17 protein-coding genes are annotated in these 18,026 nt (G+C 73.0%); 12 read left to right on the forward strand and 5 right to left on the reverse strand.

The window, feature by feature from the left end:
• Positions 1–124: 124 nt before the first annotated feature.
• From AB4Y78_RS12480 to AB4Y78_RS12490, 3 genes are all read right to left on the reverse strand, one after another.
• The gene (locus AB4Y78_RS12480) at positions 125–577 is read right to left on the reverse strand and encodes a hypothetical protein (RefSeq protein ID WP_259910432.1); all 453 of its coding nucleotides are present in this window, start codon (positions 575–577) and stop codon (positions 125–127) included.
• Positions 574–978, reverse strand: coding sequence for a DUF4870 domain-containing protein (locus AB4Y78_RS12485; protein ID WP_441715380.1), 405 nt, complete (start codon positions 976–978; stop codon positions 574–576). The genes AB4Y78_RS12480 and AB4Y78_RS12485 overlap by 4 nt, the downstream gene beginning before the upstream one ends.
• A 152-nt stretch (positions 979–1,130) precedes the next feature.
• Positions 1,131–2,783 (reverse strand): M20/M25/M40 family metallo-hydrolase, encoded by a 1,653-nt coding sequence (locus AB4Y78_RS12490; RefSeq protein ID WP_441715382.1) that lies wholly within the window; start codon positions 2,781–2,783, stop codon positions 1,131–1,133.
• 127 nt (positions 2,784–2,910) lie between these two features.
• Here AB4Y78_RS12490 and AB4Y78_RS12495 point away from each other — a divergent pair, with 127 nt between their 5' ends.
• The 11 genes from AB4Y78_RS12495 (at position 2,911) to htpX (ending at position 12,412) form a co-directional block, all read left to right on the forward strand.
• The gene (locus tag AB4Y78_RS12495; RefSeq protein WP_007925610.1) at positions 2,911–3,267 is read left to right on the forward strand and encodes an NADH-quinone oxidoreductase subunit A; all 357 of its coding nucleotides are present in this window, start codon (positions 2,911–2,913) and stop codon (positions 3,265–3,267) included.
• Between the two features lie 30 nt (positions 3,268–3,297).
• The gene (locus tag AB4Y78_RS12500) at positions 3,298–3,861 is read left to right on the forward strand and encodes an NADH-quinone oxidoreductase subunit B (RefSeq protein ID WP_051987866.1); all 564 of its coding nucleotides are present in this window, start codon (positions 3,298–3,300) and stop codon (positions 3,859–3,861) included.
• A 1-nt stretch (position 3,862) separates the two neighbouring features.
• On the forward strand, positions 3,863–4,387 hold the full coding sequence (locus AB4Y78_RS12505; protein ID WP_007925615.1) for an NADH-quinone oxidoreductase subunit C: 525 nt from the start codon (positions 3,863–3,865) through the stop codon (positions 4,385–4,387).
• Positions 4,388–4,448: 61 nt separating this feature from the next.
• Positions 4,449–5,405 (forward strand): NADH-quinone oxidoreductase subunit NuoH, encoded by a 957-nt coding sequence (nuoH, locus tag AB4Y78_RS12510; RefSeq protein WP_441715384.1) that lies wholly within the window; start codon positions 4,449–4,451, stop codon positions 5,403–5,405.
• The gene (locus AB4Y78_RS12515; protein ID WP_441715386.1) at positions 5,402–5,923 is read left to right on the forward strand and encodes a 4Fe-4S binding protein; all 522 of its coding nucleotides are present in this window, start codon (positions 5,402–5,404) and stop codon (positions 5,921–5,923) included. The genes nuoH and AB4Y78_RS12515 overlap by 4 nt, the downstream gene beginning before the upstream one ends.
• On the forward strand, positions 5,920–6,432 hold the full coding sequence (locus tag AB4Y78_RS12520; RefSeq protein ID WP_007925620.1) for an NADH-quinone oxidoreductase subunit J family protein: 513 nt from the start codon (positions 5,920–5,922) through the stop codon (positions 6,430–6,432). Before AB4Y78_RS12515 ends, AB4Y78_RS12520 begins: the two co-directional genes overlap by 4 nt.
• Complete coding sequence (nuoK, locus tag AB4Y78_RS12525) at positions 6,429–6,728, forward strand: NADH-quinone oxidoreductase subunit NuoK (protein WP_007925622.1); 300 nt, start codon at positions 6,429–6,431, stop codon at positions 6,726–6,728. The genes AB4Y78_RS12520 and nuoK overlap by 4 nt, the downstream gene beginning before the upstream one ends.
• A complete protein-coding gene (locus AB4Y78_RS12530; RefSeq protein WP_441715389.1) occupies positions 6,725–8,572 on the forward strand; it encodes an NADH-quinone oxidoreductase subunit 5 family protein in 1,848 nt (615 codons plus the stop codon). The genes nuoK and AB4Y78_RS12530 overlap by 4 nt, the downstream gene beginning before the upstream one ends.
• Positions 8,569–10,041 carry a complex I subunit 4 family protein gene (locus AB4Y78_RS12535; RefSeq protein WP_441715391.1) on the forward strand — a complete coding sequence of 491 codons (1,473 nt, stop codon included), beginning with the start codon at positions 8,569–8,571 and terminating at the stop codon, positions 10,039–10,041. The genes AB4Y78_RS12530 and AB4Y78_RS12535 overlap by 4 nt, the downstream gene beginning before the upstream one ends.
• On the forward strand, positions 10,038–11,537 hold the full coding sequence (locus tag AB4Y78_RS12540) for a proton-conducting transporter transmembrane domain-containing protein (RefSeq protein WP_441715393.1): 1,500 nt from the start codon (positions 10,038–10,040) through the stop codon (positions 11,535–11,537). The genes AB4Y78_RS12535 and AB4Y78_RS12540 overlap by 4 nt, the downstream gene beginning before the upstream one ends.
• 23 nt (positions 11,538–11,560) lie before the next feature.
• On the forward strand, positions 11,561–12,412 hold the full coding sequence (gene htpX / locus AB4Y78_RS12545; RefSeq protein WP_259910410.1) for a zinc metalloprotease HtpX: 852 nt from the start codon (positions 11,561–11,563) through the stop codon (positions 12,410–12,412).
• Positions 12,413–12,424: 12 nt separating this feature from the next.
• Here htpX and AB4Y78_RS12550 read toward each other — a convergent pair whose 3' ends face one another.
• Both AB4Y78_RS12550 and AB4Y78_RS12555 read right to left on the reverse strand, forming a co-directional pair.
• A complete protein-coding gene (locus AB4Y78_RS12550) occupies positions 12,425–12,901 on the reverse strand; it encodes a (2Fe-2S)-binding protein (protein ID WP_265230890.1) in 477 nt (158 codons plus the stop codon).
• 11 nt (positions 12,902–12,912) lie between these two features.
• The gene (locus AB4Y78_RS12555; protein WP_441715395.1) at positions 12,913–15,231 is read right to left on the reverse strand and encodes a molybdopterin cofactor-binding domain-containing protein; all 2,319 of its coding nucleotides are present in this window, start codon (positions 15,229–15,231) and stop codon (positions 12,913–12,915) included.
• 135 nt (positions 15,232–15,366) lie between these two features.
• Here AB4Y78_RS12555 and pepN point away from each other — a divergent pair, with 135 nt between their 5' ends.
• Positions 15,367–17,838 (forward strand): aminopeptidase N, encoded by a 2,472-nt coding sequence (pepN, locus tag AB4Y78_RS12560; protein ID WP_265230895.1) that lies wholly within the window; start codon positions 15,367–15,369, stop codon positions 17,836–17,838.
• Positions 17,839–18,026 lie beyond the last annotated feature (188 nt).

The raw sequence follows: 18,026 nt of genomic DNA on the forward strand, positions 1-18,026 counted from the left end.
GCCTTCCGATTTCAGTCGGTCACGTTATGAGATGGATAACGTCACGTTATGGACGAAGGCTCCGGACCCACGCCGAAGGGGGTCCGGAGCCGCCGGGTCGATGCCGAGCTGACCGAGGTGCTCGTCACCGGTCGGTGAGCACGGCCTGACGCGGGTCGACCTGCAGCGTGAGGGTCTCGCCCGGCGTCAGCCCCGGCAGGTGCGGCAGCAGCAGCTCGACGACCGTCGACGGCTGGTGGTGCATCGGCTTGGTCTCCGGGTGCGGGTGGTAGACGAGCCCGTCGACGGCGGCGCCGGCACGGGTCACCGTGCACTCGACGAAGGAAAAGGTCTCCGGCGGGTGCACCCGGGTCCACTCGACGTCGGCGAAGGTCCACCGCGGCTGCCGCAGGACCAGCCGCCACGGCGCGAGGTCGACGTTGACCGTCGCGAGCAGGTACGCCGAGAGCTCCAGACCCCGCGCCCGGAAGTGCGGTGCCTGGAGCTCGATCGTCCCGGCGGCGAAGGGGGAGTCGCCCGCCCGGCCGGAGGCGACGCCGTGCCCGGCGACGACGACCCCGGTCGCGCTCGCGGTCACTTCACCAGCTGCGGGGTGAGCGGTGGGGTCCACCACTCGCCGTTGTTGGCCTTGACCGCGCCGATGACGTGGATGACGGTCGCGACGACGATGACGAGACCGTAGCTCAGGAAGCCGATGAAGACGATCATCAGCACGGTCGAGGCCAGCAGCAGGATCGCGGTGATGATCTGCACGTTGAGGCTGTTGGCCGCGTGCTGGCGGACGAAGGGCCCGCGGTCCTTGTACATGAGGTAGATGACGAGCGACCCGAGGAAGCCCAGGGTGCCGGCGCTCAGCGGCAGCAGGACCGCGGGCACGAGGTGGGCGATCAACCCGAGGTTGCGCTCCTCGGTCGGCGAGAGCGGCTGCGGGGTGTAGGGCGCCCCCTGCTGGGGCGGGGTCTGCGGGTGCTCGGTCATGGGTGCCTCCTGTGGTGTCGGGGTCAACTCTGCCCGCTCGGAGGGTGCCGGGACCATGCGGTGCGCCGCCGGGTCGCGGTGGGGCCAGCCCCACCCCGGCACGACGAAGGGGGACGGCCGCGCCGTCCCCCTTCGCCCGTGCTGCGACCGGGTCAGTCCTGCAGCGCCCGCCGTCGGGCCACGAGGACGCCGCCCGCGCCGAGCGCGGCGAGCAGCAGGGCGCCGGCCGCGCCGCCACCCGTGCCGGTGCCGTCGGTCTGGACGACGTCGGGACGCTCCGGCACCTCCGTGCCCGGCTCGCCGGTGCCGGGCTCGCCGGTGCCGGGCTCGTCGGTGCCCGGCTCGTCGGTGCCCGGCTCGTCGGTGCCGGGGTCCTCGACGACCGGCTCGGCGAGGGTGATCGTCGCGTGGGCGATGGCGTCGCTGTTGACGTCGAGCGCCTCGCTGTTGATGTTGTCGATGTCGTCCTGCGGCGTGTGGTAGTTGGGGTCGTGCTGGATCCCCGCGGTGCCACCGAAGAGCGCCACCTCCTCCTGCGTCTTGATCCCGTCGGCCCCGGTGAAGAGACCGGAGGCCGGGATGCCGGCCGCGATGAAGGCGGAGTAGTCGCTGCGCCCGGAGAACTCGGTGTCGACCCAGGCCTGGTCGATGCCGTCGAAGTAGTCGGTGAGGACGGCCTCGATGTCGGCGGAGCCCTCGGGCACCTCGACCGGGGCCTCGTAGGTCGACTGGTCGGCGTCGTAGACACCGATGATGTGGTTGGGCGAGCCCACCATGTCGAAGTTGAGGTAGGAGGAGATGCTCTCCAGCCCCTGCGGGTCGTTGGCCTGCAGGTCGGCGACGTAGTGGTCGGAGCCGAGCAGGCCGAGCTCCTCGGCGCCCCAGAAGGCGAAGCGCACCTTGTTGCGGTGCTGGCCGCCGACCGCCTTGAGCTGGACCGCGGTCTCGAGGATCGCCGCCGTGCCGGAGCCGTTGTCGTTGATCCCCGCGCCGTCGTGGACGCTGTCGAGGTGGGCGCCGACCATGACGACGTCGTCGCTGCTGCCCTCGTCGGTCTCCGCGATGACGTTGAAGGTCTGGCGCTCCTCCATCGTCTTGGTGAGCACGAGCTTCATCGTCACCGGACCGCTCTCCATCTTGGCGAGCAGGGCCGCGCCCTCGGACTGGGTGATGCCGGTGGCCGGGACGCCGTCCTCGTCGACGCCGCCGAGAGTGCCGTTGAGCACGCCGTCGGTGTTGTTGGCGATGATCACGGCGTCAGCGCCGGCGGCCTTGGCCGCGATGGCCTTGTCGCCGAAGGGGCACACGCCGCGCTCGACGATGGCGATCTTGTCGGTGGCGTCGACCCCGTCGTACTCGTCGGCGGTGCAGCCGGTGGCGGTGCTCGGCGCGACGAGCTCGGCGGAGACGCCCTCGTCGGGGGTCGGCTGGCTGTACGACATCGGGACCGCCTCGACGGTCCGCGCGTCGGGGGTGACCTCCGTCAGGCTGTCCTCGTGGACCTCCTCGTAGACGAAGGAGAACTCCTGCCGCTGCGTCGTGTAGCCGGCCTCCTCGAGGGTCTCCTCGACGTAGGCGGCGCTCGCCTCGTAGCCCGAGGTGCCGGCGCCGCGGTTGCCGTCGTTGGCGTCGGCGATGTCCTGCAGGGCCTGCAGGTGCTCGGTGACCCCCTCGACGGTGACTGCGGTGGTCATCCGGTCCGACGCGGTGGGTTCCTCCGCGTGGCTCGGGCCCGTGGCGACGGTGGCGAGTGCCAGGGCAGCGGTCGCGGCGGCCGCGGTGGCGGCTGCTGTACGTGATCGCACGTGTCTTTCCTCCCGTGGTCGGTAGGCGAAGTTGCCCACCTGGTGGGTCGCAACCTAGAGGATCGGGCCTCGCCGTGGTGGCCTTGCCGGCGCCGATTCGGCGGGCGGCGCGGATAGGGTGCGGGGCGTGGATGGTTACCTCGTCGTCGCCGGCACGCTCGTCGTGGGCGTGCTGCTCGTCGTCGCGGCCTACACCGCCCGTCGCCTCATCGCCCCTGCGGCCCCCACCCGCGCCAAGCTGACGACCTATGAGTCCGGTGTCGACCCCGTCGGGCAGGACTGGGCCCAGACCCGGGTGCGCTACCTCGCCTACGCCTTCCTCTACGTCGTCTTCGCCGTCGACGCGGTCTACCTCTTCCCGTGGGCCCTCGTGCTGCGCACCGACCTCGGGCTCGTCAGCCTGCTCGAGGTGGCGATCTTCATCGGGGTCGTCCTGCTGGGTCTCGTGCACGCCGTGCGCCGCGGGCTGCTGCGGTGGACCTGAGGTGGTGACCGCGTGACGACCGACCTGCCGATGCCGCGAGTGGGTGCCGTGGGCGCCCATGCCCCGCGCCCGATGAAGGTCGTCCTCAACTGGGGCCGGCGCTACTCGCTGTGGGTCTTCAACTTCGGGCTGGCTTGCTGCGCCATCGAGTTCATCGCCGCGTCGATGGCGCGGCACGACTTCATCCGGCTCGGGGTCATCCCCTTCGCCCCCGGCCCGCGCCAGGCCGACCTCATGGTCGTCTCCGGCACGGTCACCGACAAGATGGCGCCGGCGATCCGCCGGCTGTACGACCAGATGCCCGAGCCGAAGTACGTCATCTCCTTCGGCGCCTGCTCCAACTCCGGCGGCCCCTACTGGGACAGCTACTCCGTGACGAAGGGGGTCGACCAGCTCATCCCCGTCGACGTCTACGTCCCCGGCTGCCCGCCGCGCCCCGAGGCGCTGCTCCACGGGATCCTCACCCTCCAGGACAAGATCGCCGCCGAGTCGCTCTCGACCCCGGCGCTGCGCGCCCGCTACGCCGGCCACCGGTCCGCGGCGGCCGGCGAGGTGCGCCGCGGCCTCCTGCGACGCCCGACGAAGGGGGTCTGACGTGCCCCAGGAGGACCTCACCGTCTCCCCACCGGAGTGGCTGCGAGCCGTCGGTGACGCGCGCGACCGCGGCTACACCTTCTTCGACTGGCTGAGCGCCGTCGACGAGAGCGACCGCGCCGATGACCCCGGCCTCGACGTCGTCTGCCACCTCATCGACCCGCGCCCGACCCCCGAGCGGGACCAGCGGACCCTGCTCATGCGCACCCGGGTGCCCCTGGGCGAGTCCCTGCACAGCCTCACCGGGATCTTCGCCGGTGCGGCGTGGCACGAGCGCGAGACGCACGAGATGTTCGGCCAGCACTTCGACGGCTTCGCCGACGGCACCGGCCTCGGGCTGCGGCCGCTGCTCCTACCGGATGGCTTCGAGGGCACGCCGCTGCGCAAGTCCTTCGTCCTCGCCTCACGCGCCACCCGGCCGTGGCCGGGTGGCAAGGAGCCCGGCGAGGGCCACTCGGCGAAGTCGCCCAGCCGGCGCCGCGTCTCCGCGCCCGGCGTGCCCGGGCCGGAGTGGGGGCAGTCATGACTCCCTTCGAGACGGTCGCCGGGCGACCTCCTCAGGGAGCGTGTGGTGTGGTGGGGGCGCCATGAGCCTGCTCGAGATCTCCCTCCGCTCACTCGCGGCGCTCGCCGCCGTGCTCGTCCTGCCCCTCGCCGCGGGCCAGGCCGAGCACAAGGTCATGGCGCACATGCAGGGCCGCCTCGGCCCGATGTACGCCGGCGGATTCCACGGCTGGGCCCAGCTCGTCGCCGACGGCGTGAAGTTCGTGCAGAAGGAGGACATCACCCCCGCGGCCGCGGACCGGGCCGTCTTCCGCCTCGCGCCGGCCGTCGCGCTCGTGCCCTACCTCATCGCCATCGCGCTGCTGCCCGTCCACCCCGGGGTCGCCGCGGCCGAGGTGCCGGGCAGCCTGCTGCTCGTGCTCGCCGTGACCGGGGTCGGGGTGCTCGGCACCCTCATGGCCGGGTGGGCGAGCGCCAACAAGTACGCCCTCGTCGGCGGGATGCGCTCTGCCGCACAGCTGCTCGCCTACGAGCTGCCCCTCGTCCTGTCCGTGGCCTCGATCGCCATGGCTGCCGGCACGCTCTCCCTCGCCGGGGTCGTCGAGGCCTGGTCGCCGTGGTGGCTGCTGTGGCAGCTGCCCGGGGCGGTCGTCTTCCTCGTGGCCGCGACCGCGGAGCTGCAGCGACCCCCCTTCGACGCACCGATCGCCGACAGCGAGGTCGTCATGGGCCCGTGGACCGAGTACACCGGGCTGCGCTTCGCCTTCTTCATGCTCGCCGAGTACGCCGGGATGGTCGTCATGGGGCTGCTCTTCGGCATCCTGTGGCTCGGGGGCTGGAAGGGGCCCTTCGCCGACCAGCTCGGCTGGCTGTGGACCCTGCTCAAGGGGGCGCTCGTCGTGCTGCTCATCATCTGGGTGCGGGTCTCGTGGCCGCGGATGCGTGAGGACCAGCTGCAGCGGCTCGCGTGGACGGTGCTCGTGCCGCTCGCGCTCGCCCAGCTCGGCCTCACGGCCGTCCGGGTGGTGGTGACCGCGTGAGCAAGGACTTCGTCCCCGGGCTCGTCACCGGCATGGTCACGACCGCCCGCCAGCTCTTCTCCCGGCCGCACACGGCCGAGTACCCCGACGTCGCCCCCGAGCTGCCGGCCCGCTCGCGCGGCGTCATCGCCCTCGTCGAGAGCAACTGCACCTCGTGCATGCTCTGCGCCCGCGAGTGCCCCGACTGGTGCATCCACATCGACTCGCACAAGGAGGAGGTGCCGCCGGCGAAGGAAGGGGGCCGGGCCCGTCAGCGCAATGTCCTCGACCGCTTCGCCATCGACTTCTCGCTGTGCATGTACTGCGGCATCTGCATCGAGGTCTGCCCCTTCGACGCCCTCTTCTGGAGCCCGCAGTTCGAGTACGCCGAGACCGACATCCGTGACCTCCTCCACGAGAAGGAGCGTCTCGGGCAGTGGGCGGCCGACGTGCCGGCACCGCCGCCGCTCGACCCCGGCGCCGCCGAGGCGCCCGAGGTGACCTCCGCCAACAAGCCGGCCCGCGGGGGACGCCGGTGACCGGTCTCGACCTCGCCTTCGCCGCCACCGGGCTCGTGACCGCTGCCGCCGCCGCGCTCGCGGTGACCACCCGCCAGGTCGTCCACTCGGCACTCTGGCTCGTCGTCGCCCTGCTCGGGCTCGCCGGCTGCTACCTCGTGCTCGGCGCCGAGCTCGTCGCCCTCGTGCAGGTGCTCGTCTACGTCGGGGCCGTCGTCGTCCTCGTCGTCGTCGCGCTCATGCTGACCCGGGCACCCATCGGCCCGCGCACCGAGCACTCGACCGGCCCCGGCCACCGGGTGCTCGCCGCGCTCGTCGGCGCGGGCACCGGCGCCCTCATCGCCTCCGTGCTCCTGCCGACCGCCGCACGCGCCGAGCTGCGCCCCGGCGGCACCGACGAGCTGGCCCGTCAGATCTTCTCGACGTGGGTGTGGCCTTTCGAGCTGCTCTCGCTGCTGCTGCTCGCCGCCCTCGTCGGGGCCTTCGCCGTCTCCGGCCTCACCGCGACCCCGCCGGGGGAGGAGCGATGATCCACACCGCCGGCCCCTACACGCTCGCCTGCGTGCTCGTCGCGCTCGGGCTCTACGGCATGCTCGCCCGCCGCCACGCCGTCCTCTTCCTCGTCGGCGCCGAGCTCGTGCTCGCCGGCGGCGGCCTGCTCCTCGTCACCGCGGGCGCCCTCGGCGCGGACGGCACGTGGTCCGGCCAGGTGCTCACGCTCTTCGTCATCACCATCGCGGCAGCCGAGGTCGTCATCGCCCTGGCCGTCATCGTCGCGGCCTACCGGCGCCGCGCCCACATCGACCTGTCACAGGACGCCGGATGACGGCCTGGGCCCTGCTCGCGCTGCCGAGCCTGACCGCCGCGCTCACCCTGGGCATCGCCCGACGGGGCACCCTGGCCGCCTTCGTCGCCGTCGCCGGGGGCGCTGCCACCCTCGTCCTCGCGGTCGTCGCGCTCGCCGGCGCCCCGACGGGGGCGCGCGGGGCTCCCTTCGCCGAGGAGCTCGCGACCGGGCCCGGCCACGTCTTCGGGGGGCTCGACATGCCGCTGGGCGTGGCGCTGTCGGCGACGAGCGCCTTCCTCGCCCTCGTCGTCGCCCTCGTCACCGCGCTCGTGCAGGTCTACTCCGCGTGGTACCTCGCCGACGACGACCGGCGCGGCAGCTTCCACGCGACCGTGGCGCTCTTCAGCGCGGCCATGCTCCTCGTCATCCTGTCCGCCGACCTGCTGCTCACCGTCGTCGGCTGGGAGGTCATGGGCTGGTGCTCGTGGCTGCTCATCGGGCACTGGTCCCGTCGCCCCGAGCCCCGGCGCGCAGCGCACGCCGCCTTCCTCGTCACCCGGGTCGCCGACATCGGGCTGGTCCTCGGCACCGCCGTGCTCGTCGCCGGCGCCGGCACCACCGCCCGCGCCGGCGTCGTCGACCACTGGACCTCGGCGGCCGCCGACCCCGGCACGCGGTCGGCCGCGCTCGTGCTCCTCGTCATCGGGGTGCTCGGCAAGTCGGCGCAGCTGCCCTTCCACCACTGGCTGCTCGACGCGATGCAGGGCCCGACCCCGGCCTCCGCCCTGATCCACGCCGCGACGATGGTCGCGGCCGGCACCGTCGTCCTCACCCAGCTGCTGCCGCTCCTCCTGCGGGCCGACGCGGCCCGCGCCCTCCTCGGGCTCTCCGTCGCGGTGACCATGGTGCTCGCCGCCCTCTGCGCCCTCGCCGAGGCCGACGTCAAGCGGGTGCTCGCCTGGTCGACGATCAGCCAGGTCGGCGTCATGCTCGCCCCCCTCGCCGCGGCGGGAGCCGGCCACACCGCGGGGGCCGCCCTCGGTCACCTCTACGGGCACGCGATCTTCAAGGCGCTGCTCTTCCTCACCGTCGGGTGGCTCGCGACGACCCGCGGCTCCACGGCCGCCCGGGCCCTCGTCGGCAGCGGCCGGGCCCACCCCGTCGCCCTCGTCGCCTGGGCCGCCGGGCTCGTCTCCCTCGCCGGGGTGCCGCTCGTCCTCGGCGGCCTCACCAAGGAGCACGTCGTCGCAGCCGTGGGCGACGACATCGGCGCGCGGGGGCCGGTCGCCCACCTCGTCCTCGCCGCGCTGCTCCTCACCGTCGTGCTCACCGCCGCCTACGCGACCCGGGTGCTGCTCCTCGTCGTCCTCGGCGAGCAGGAGCGGGTGCGCTCGCGGGCGGTCATGCCCGGTGCCGTCGCCGGTGTCCTGATCGTCCTCGCCGTCGCGAGCACCATCGGTGGTCTGGCCCTCGGGGTCCGACTGCCCGCGACCGGGCACGTGCCGCTCGGGCTCTTCGCCCTCGTGCTCCTGCTCGTCGTCGCCGGCATCGTCCTCGGCTACGCCCTCGAGCGCCTCGGCGTGCAGGGCCGGCTCGCCGACGGCCCGGTCGGGCGTGCCGTCGGCGCGGGCCTGGGCCTCGACCGCGCCCAGCAGGTCCTCGTCGTCACGCCCGTGACCGCCGCCGGCCGCCTCGTCTCCTTCGTCGACCGGGCCGTCCTCGACACCTACGTCCGCGGCGCGGCCTGGGGCGTGCTCGGCCTGTCCGACGCCGGGACGGCCGGGCACCGCCGCAGCCGGCCGACCTCCGGCCTGGCCCTGCTCGGGGGCGGGCTGCTCCTCCTCGGCCTCGTCACCGCCCTCGCCCTGGTGGGTCCCTCGTGATCGGCCTCGCCTGCGTCCTGCCGCTGCTCCTGGGGGCCGTGCTCCTCGGGGGCGGCACCGAGCTGTCCGGACGGGTCGCCGCCCGTGCGGGGCTGGCCGGCGCCCTCGCCACCCTCGGGCTCGTCGGGGTCGCGTGGGGGAGCGGCGCGGTCGTCGACTTCCCGTGGCTGCCGACCCTCGATCTGCGCGTCCACCTCGCCCTCGACGGCATCAGCGGGCCGCTCGCGGTGCTCGCCGCAGGCGTCACCGCGGCCGCCTGCCTGACCACGTGGTCGCAGCAGCCCAGAGGAGGCAGCTCCGCGACTTTCGTCGGGTGCCTCATGCTCACGCTCGCCGGGGCGGTCGCCACCTTCGCCGCGCGTGACGCGCTGCTCTTCGTCGTCGCCTTCGAGCTGGTGCTCGTGCCCGTCTGGGTGCTCATCACCCGCTTCGGCGACGATCGCGACCCGCAGGCCCGCCGCGAGGCCGGGGCCCGCTTCGTGCTCTACACCGGCCTCGGCTCCACCCTCATGCTCCTCGGGGTGCTGCTGCTCGTGAGCCGCGCCGGGACCGCCGACCTCGGCGCGCTCGCAGCCACCGGCGGCCAGGGCCTCGGCTCGACGACCCAGCTGCTCGTCGCCGTGCTGCTCACCCTCGGTCTGGCGGTCAAGGTGCCCGTGTGGCCGCTGCACTCGTGGCTGCCGCTCGCCCACACCACGGCGCCGACGGCCGGGTCGATGCTGCTGGCCGCCGTGCTGCTCAAGATGGGCACCTACGGCCTGGTCCGGCTCCCGCTGGCCACGGTCCCCGAGGGCTTCGCCCGCGTCGCCCCGGTGCTCGCGATCTGCGGTGTCGTCGGCATCGTCTGGGGCGGCCTCGTCTGCCTCGTCGAGCGCGAGCTCAAGCGGCTCGTCGCCTGGTCCTCGATCGCGCACATGGGCTTCGTCGCCCTCGCGCTCGCGAGCGGTAGCGACACCGGCGTCGCCGCGGCCCTCTACGCCAACATCGCGCACGGCGTGATCTCGGCCCTCCTCTTCCTCCTCGTCGGTGCGCTCAAGCAGCAGTGGGGCGACGACGACCTGAGTCGCCCCCGGGCCGCCCTGCGGGAGGGCGCTCCCGCCACGGGTCTGCTGCTCGTCCTCGGCTTCGCCGCGGGCCTCGGCCTGCCCGGCCTCGCCGGCTTCTGGGGTGAGGTCGTCGCGGTCGTGGCGGCGCTCGACCCGGCCGCAGGGCGGCCCGCCACGGTCTTCGTCGTGTGCGCCGTCGTCGCGGCGATCGGCGCCGCGCTCGGTGCCGCCTACTCCCTCCGTGTCCTGCGCGCCGTGTGGTGGGGCGAGGGCGACGCGGGCGCCGACGGGGCCCGGGAGATCGCCCGCACCGACCTGCTGCCGGCCGCCCTGCTCGGCCTGGCCGTCGTCGTCCTCGGGCTCGTGCCCGGCCTGCTGCTCGCCGTGACCGAGCCGGCCCTCGCGGGGGTGGTGACGCGATGAGCACGCCCACGCTGGCCCTCGGCATCGCCGCCCCTGTCCTCGCGCCCGCGCTCGGTGCCGTCGCCGCCCTCGCGGTCGACGCCGTCACCCCCCGCCGCCGCCTGCCGGCCCTCGTCGTCGGCGCCCTCGCGCTGACCCTCTCGCTCGTGGCCTCCGTCGTCCTGCGCCTGCGCGCCGCAGGCGGAGGTGAGATCGCGACGCTGTGCTTCGCCGACGATCCGGCGCTGGCCGTCGCCGACCCACCCGGGCTCGTCGCCAGCGACTGCCTCATGCGGGTCGACGGCCCCGGCGCGCTGCTCCAGACCCTCGCCGCCGCTGCCGGGCTCGCGGTGCTCGCCCTGCTCGCCCGCGCGCGGGGCCTGCCCACCGAGGGCCCCGACGGACGCGCGCACGCCGACCCCGGGGTCGAGGTGGCGCTGCTCCTGGCCACCGTCACCGGCGCGACCGTCGTCGCCGTCGCCCACGACCTCGGCACCTGGCTCGTCGGGCTCGAGCTGGCCACGCTGCCGATCGTCGCGCTCGCCGTCCTGCGGGGAGGCACCCGCGACAGCGGTGCGCTCAACCTCGTGACGACCTCGATCGCCTCCTTCGCCGTCGCCGTCGTCGGCGCCGGCCTGTGGGTCACGGCCACCGGCAGCATCCGGCTCGGCGGGGCCGCATCGTGGGCGCCCGGGCAGGAGGAGCTGCTGCGGCCGGTCCTCACCCTCGGCATCGTCCTGCTCGTCGCGGCCGTCGGCTTCAAGCTCTCGCTCGTGCCCTTCCACGCCTGGGCGCCGACGACCTACCCGCGGGCCGGCGTCGAGGTCACGCTGCTCCTCGCCAGTGTCTCGACGGTCGCCGCCCTCGGTGGTCTCACGGCCGTCGTCCGCGGTGCCGTCAGCGTGCATGCCGCCGTCCAGCCGGCCCTGTCGGTGCTCGCCGTGCTCTCCATGCTCCTCGGCGCGGTGCTCGCCCTGCGGGCGAGCGACCCCCTTCGGCTCATCGCGTGGTCCGGCGTGACGCAGGGCGGCTGGGTGCTCGCACCGCTCGTCGCCGCCGACACGGCCGCCGCCATCGGCTACCTCGCCGTCTACGTCGTCGCGGTCGTCGCCGCGCTGGCGGTCGTCGCGGCCCTGTCCGTCGACGGACCCCGCACGCTCGAGGACGACCGCGGTCTGCTGCGGCGCCGGCCCCTGCACGCCGCGGTGCTCACGCTCGCGCTGCTCACCCTCGCCGGGCTGCCGCCGGGCGTCGCGGGGCTGCTCGCCAAGTTCCTCGCGCTGCGTCCTCTCGCCGACCAGGGGCTGTGGTGGGTCGCCCTGCCCGCCGTCGTCGCGGCCGTCGTCGGTCTGGCCGTCTACCTGCGGTGGGTGGCCCTCGTGCTGCGTCCCGAGGAGGGTCCGCGGGCCCCCGAGGACGTCGACACCACCGCCACGGTCGTCGCCGTCGTCACCGGCCTCGTGCTGCTCGCCGCCACCCTCGCGCCGGTCGTGCTCCTCGGCGCGGGAACGACCTGACCCGTCGCGACGTTGGAGATAACATGCACAACCACTTCAACGGGCTGAAGACCGCAGCGCTCTTCGGCGCCATCTTCTCCTTGTTGCTCCTCGTCGGCTACGGCATCGGCGGGGCCCGCTACCTGTGGCTCTTCGCGCTCTTCGGTGTCGCGACGACGGCCTACACGTACTGGAACTCCGACAAGCTGGCCATCAAGGCGATGCGCGCCGTGCCAGCCGACCCGCAGCAGTTCCCGCAGATGTACCGGATCGTCCAGGAGCTGAGCCAGCGCGCCAACCAGCCCATGCCGCGCCTGTACGTCAGCCCGACGGCGGCGCCCAATGCCTTCGCCACCGGGCGCAACCCCGAGCACGCCGCCGTGTGCTGCACCGAGGGGATCCTCCAGCTGCTCGACGAGCGCGAGCTGCGCGGGGTCCTCGGCCACGAGCTCATGCACGTCTACAACCGCGACATCCTCACCGGCTCGGTCGCCGGTGCCATCGCCGGCGTCGTCTCCTCCGTCGCCTCCATGGCGCTGTGGTTCGGCGGACGCGACCGCAACCCGATCGCCGCCATCGCGGTGGCGCTGCTGGCCCCCTTCGCGGCGATGATCATCCAGATGGCGATCTCACGCACCCGCGAGTACGACGCCGACGAGGACGGCGCCCGGCTGACCGGCGACCCGCTCGCCCTGGCCTCGGCCCTGCGCAAGCTCGAGCTGGGCGTGCAGCGGGCACCGCTCGAGCCGACGCCGCAGCTGCAGAATGCGAGCCACATGATGATCGCCAACCCCTTCAGCGCCCGCGACATGTCCAAGCTCTTCAGCACCCACCCGCCGATGGCCGACCGCATCGCGCGGCTCGAGGGGATGGTCGGGGGCTACCACCAGCGCTGATCGGGCCGGCGCTCACATGCGCTGGGCGCCGGCCTTGATCGCGTCGCGGATGCGCGGGTAGGTGCCGCACCGGCAGACATTGCGGATCGTGTCGAGGTCGGCCTCCGTGATCGCGCGGCCCTCCCGCTGCACCTTGCGCACGAGGGCGACCGCGGCCATGATCTGGCCCGGCTGGCAGTAGCCGCACTGCGCGACGTCGTGCTCGATCCACGCCTCCTGCATCGGGTGCAGGTCGTCGTCGACGGTGTCGGCGAGACCCTCGATCGTCGTGATCTCATCGCTCTCCGAGATCTTGTCGATCGGCACGGCGCAGGGGTTGAAGGCCTTGCCGTTGATGTGCGACGTGCACGCCTTGCAGACGTTGATCCCGCACCCGTACTTGGGGCCGGTGACGCCGAGGACGTCCCGCAGGACCCACAGGAGGCGCACGCCGGGCTCGACGTCGACGGTGACCTTCTCGCCGTTGAGGACGAAGGTGTGACTGGACATGGCGGCGCTCCTCAGCGGGTGTGGTCGAGACCGTCGGTCGGGGACTGGGGCACGGACGGGACGAAGCTCTTGACCTCGAAGGTCACCGGGTCGGCGTGGTTGATGGGGAACTCCGTGGGCATGCGGCCGGTGGCCCGGGCGTAGGCGCAGGCGATCGCGGCGAAGCTCGAGGCGACGCCCGCCTCGCCGGCACCGCCGGGCTGCTTCGAGTCCGAGGGCATGATCTCGACGGTGATCTCCGGGGGGACATTCCACTGGCGGGTGTAGAAGTAGTTGTCCCAACTCGCCTCGAGGAAGTGCCCCTCCTCGAGGTGGCAGCTCGACGTCAGGGCCAGGCCGATGCCGTCCATGACCCCGCCGAGCATCTGCGCCTCGAGACCCATCGGGTTGATGACCAGCCCGGCGTCGACGGCGAAGACGACCTTGGTCACCCGGGGTCCGGTCACCGCGTCACGGATCTTGCGGTCGACCGTCTCGGGGCGGCAGTCGATCTCGACGAGGCAGGCCGTCGCCCCCTTGTACTCCTTGTGGATCGCGATGCCCTGCGCGGTCCCCTCCGGCATGTCGCGCCCCCAGTCACCGATCTCGGCGACCTTGTCGAGCGCGGCCACGGCCCGCTTGTCCCGGAGGAACTTGCGCCGGAAGGCCAGCGGGTCCAGACGCATCCGGCGGGCGAGCTCGTCGACGACCAGCTCGTTGGCGCAGCGCACGTCGGGGGAGTAGATCTGGCGCATGCTGCCGGTGTTGAAGCGGTCGTCCGTCTCCGTCAGCGACTGCGTCACCAGGCCGAAGTTGTAGGGCAGCTCCTGGGTCAGGGCGAAGATCGTCTGCGCGAAGGTCAGCTGCCCGACCGGCAGCTTCGCCGCGTGGTTGGTGATGATGTCGCCCAGCCCGTGCCCGAAGTCGGTCGTGACGCTCGTGTGCTTCTGCTCGAAGGAGAGGACGTCACCGCCGAGGTAGGCCGCCCGGACCCGGGAGGTCGCCAGGGGGTGCAGCCGGCCCTGCCGGGGCTCGTCGGCCCGGTGCCACATCAGGCGCACCGGCTTGCCCATCGCCTTCGAGATGCGCGCGGCCTCGAGGGCCGCGTCGTGGAAGAGCTTGCGGCCGAAGGACCCGCCGCCCTGGGTGACGTGGACCTTGACCTTGGAGACGGGCAGGCCCAGCTCGAGGGCGATGTTTTCCTGGGCGACGACCGGCGACTTCAGGGAGCCCCAGATGGTCGCCGACCCGGAGCGCACGTCGGCGATCGCGCAGTTGGGCTCGAGGGAGGAGTTGCTGCGGAAGCGGAAGGTGAAGGAGGCGTCGACCTTCTTGGCGAGCACCGACACCTCGGGGGTGAGCATCGGCAGCTCCGCCTTGCGCACGCCTGCGAGGACGGAGGCGTCGGAGGCGCCGGCGAGGCGGCCCCCTTCCCACTCCACGTCCATCCGCTGGATCGCGTCGATGCACTGGCCGAAGGTCCGGGCGCGCACTGCGATGCCCGTGGCGATCTTGACGACGTCCGTGACGCCCGGCATGGCCGTGATCTCGGCCGCGTTGCGCAGCGCGACCGGGCGGCCGTTGTGCGTCGGTGGGCGACAGACCATCGTCGGCAGGGCGTCGGCGACCTTGACGTCCATGGCGAAGATCTTGGCCCCCGTCACCGCGGCCCGTGCATCGGTGCGCCCCTGGGGCGTGCCGACGACCGTGCGCGCCGAGCCCTCCTTGAGCGAGACCTGGGCCCGGGTCGTCTTCGTGACCGCGGCGCGCTGCGCGAGCTCGCCGAAGCCCAGCGTGTTGCCGAGCGCGTCGCTGATGATGCCGGCCTTGATGGTCAGGGCGTCGATGGTGGTGCCGAGCACCGTCGCGGCGGCCCGCAGCAGCTGCTGCCGGGCCAGGGCCGCGGCGACGCGGATCGGCGTGTACGTCGAGATCGTCGTGTTGGAGCCGCCCGTCAGCTGGTTGAAGAGCAGCTCGGGCCGCGCCTCGGCGAGGCTGACGTTGACCCGGTCGACGGGCAGGTCGAGCTCCTCCGCGATGATCATCGCGGTCGAGGTGACGATGCCCTGCCCGACCTCGGCCCGCGGCAGGGCGAAGGAGGCGCGTCCGTCGGAGCCGATGGTCACCGTGATGAGTGCGGACGTCGGGGCGGCCGCCAGGGTGAGCAGGTCGTTGAGGTCGAGGATCTCGGCCGGCTGCGGCGGGGTGGGCACGACCGCCTCGGCCGACTCGGTGCCCAGACCCATCTCCGCCCCCGTGACGAGGGTGGCGCCGGCGATGACGTACCCGAGGAAGGTACGACGGCTGGGCCCGGTGCCCACGCGCTCGGCGATGGTGTGGTGGTCCGACATGGCTGCCTCCAGGGGATCGACATCGTTGTCGTTACCCAGCAGTAGACACCTGCCCCCGGAGGCCCGCCACCGGAGGAGACCCGGCGTCCACCATGTGGCACAGCGTGCCGGCGCCGGGGGTGACAGGATGCAGACGTGCCTTCCCTCACCCGTGACGAAGCCATCGCCCGCGCCGATCTGCTGTCCGTGACCCGGATGGAGGTCGAGCTCGACCTCGACCGGGGGGCGGCGACCTTCGGGTCGGTGACCCGCATCCACCTGACAGCGGCCGCCGACGGGCAGACCTTCGTCGACGTCAAGCCCGAGACCCTGCACCACGCCCGCCTCGACGGCGTCGAGCTCGACGTCACCTCCCTTCGCGAAGGGAGGTTGCCGCTGGCGGTGACCGCCGGCGAGCACGTCCTCGAGGTCGACGCGACGATGGCCTACAGCCACGACGGCGAGGGCCTGCACCGGGCGACCGACCCCGCGGACGGCGAGGACTACGTCTTCAGCCACCTCTTCCTCGACGCGGCGCCGGCCGTCTTCGCCTGCATCGACCAGCCGGACGTCAAGGCGCCCTACGCGGTGTGCGTCAAGGCGCCGCAGGAGTGGCAGGTCATCGGCAACGGCGCGGCGCAGATCGCCGACGGCGGGGTGTGGCACCTCGCCGAGACCCGCCCGCTGTCGACCTACTTCGTCGCGCTGTGCGCGGGCCCGTACGTGTCGGTGACCGGCGAGCACGACGGCATCCGCCTCGGCCTGTGGGCCCGGCGCTCCCTCGAGGAGCAGCTGCGTGAGCACGCGCCCGAGATGCTCGACGTCACGCGGCGCAGCTTTGACTACTTCCACTCGATCTTCGGCATCCGCTACCCCTTCGACGACTACGACCAGGTCTTCGTGCCGGAGTTCAATGCGGGCGCGATGGAAAACCCGGGCTGCGTGGTCGTGCGCGACGCCTACCTCTTCCGCGGTGCCGTCGGGCGTGACGAGCTGCTGACCCGCGCCAACACGATCAGCCACGAGATGGCGCACATGTGGTTCGGCGACCTCGTCAGCCCGAAGTGGTGGGACGACCTGTGGCTCAACGAGTCCTTCGCCGAGTACATGGCCCACCGGTGCCTCGTCGAGGCCACCGACTACACGGAGGCCTGGGTCGACTCGACGATGTCGCGCAAGTCCTGGGGCTACGGGGCCGAGCGGGCACCCTCGACCCACCCCGTCGCCGGGTCGCCCGCCCCGGACGCGAAGTCGGCGCTGGCCAACTTCGACGGGATCTCCTACGCGAAGGGCGCCGCGGTCATCCGCCAGCTCATCGAGTTCATCGGCGACGAGGCCTTCCTCGAGGGCATCCGGCAGTACCTCGGCGACCACTCCTTCGGCAACGGCACGCTCGCCGACTTCCTCGGCGCGATGGAGGCCGCGAGCGGCCAGCCGCTTGCCGACTGGAGCCGCGCCTGGCTCGAGACGGCCGGTGTCGACCGGATCGAGGTCGGGCGCGACGGCTCGGTCACCCGCACCGCACCGCCGGAGCACCCCGCGGACCGACCGCACGCCTTCGACATCGCGACCTACACCGACGGTGCCGAGACCTCGCGGGTCCAGCTCACCCTCGACGCCGACCGGGCGACCGTCGACGGCCTCGACACCGGTGCCGAGCTGGTGCTGCCCAATGCCGGCGACCTGACGTGGGCCACGCCGATCCTCGACGGGACCTCCCTTCGCTCGCTCGTGGGGCAGCTGCCCCGCATGACGGACGAGCAGGCCCGGGCGGTCCTGTGGGTCGGTCTGCGCGACGGGGTCGCGCTCGCCCAGGTCGACCCGCGCCTGCTCGTCGACCTCGGCGAGGCCGCACTCGTCACCGAGACCAATGACTCGATCTTCGCCCGCGCCGGCATGCACCTGACCAACCGCGTCATCCGGGTGCTCCTGCCGGAGGCCGAGCAGGACGCCGCGCGGGCCCGGATGGCTGCCGTCGGTGAGCAGGTCCTCGCCGACGCGGAGTCGGGCTCCTCCCGGGCGCTGCACGCCGCGCGACTCGTGGCGCGGACGACGGACGACGTCGAGCGCCGGCTCGTCCCGTGGGCCGAAGGGCGGGACCTGCCCGCCGGGCTCGAGGGTGATGCTGACTTCCGCTGGATCCTGCTCGGCCAGCTCAGCCGGCGTGGTCTCATCGGTGCACCCGAGATCGACGCGGCCCTCGAGCAGGACCGGACGATGACGGGGCAGCTCGGCGCCCTCACCGCCCGGGCCGCGATCCCGACGGCCGAGGCGAAGGCCGCGGCCTGGGCCGACCTCACGACCAACCGCGAGCGCAGCAACTACGAGCTCGTCGCGATCGCCGCCGGCTTCTGGGGGCCGCAGGACCGGACGCTCGTCGCCCCCTACGTGTCGCGGTACTTCACCGACATCCCGCCGATGACCGCCTGGCTGGGTGAGGACGCCCTCTCGCGGGTGGCGTCGATGGCCTACCCCTCGCGCTTCGTCAGCGACGAGACCCTCGCGCACTCCCGTGCGGCGCTCGCCGGCGAGCTGCAGCAGGGCGTGCGGCGCGCGATCGTCGACGCGCAGTCCGAGCTCGAGGAGGCGCTGGCCTCCCGCCGTGCCTTCCCGCCCGCGTCCGCCTAGGACGGACGACGGGGGCCCCGCCGCCCCCTTCGACGTATTTCCCTAGGTGTTGCGGGGCATGAGGTTGGTGACACCAGGTCGGGTGTAGGGCGGGCAGGTCCCTTGGCGACAAGATGAAGGTGTTCGAAGCCTCATGAGTCGGAAGGAACCTGCCCTATGTCCCACGCTAATGCCCCGTGGACTGCGTG

It is taken from the genome of Janibacter sp. RAF52, assembly GCF_052114035.1.
GTDB lineage: Bacteria > Actinomycetota > Actinomycetes > Actinomycetales > Dermatophilaceae > Janibacter > Janibacter hoylei.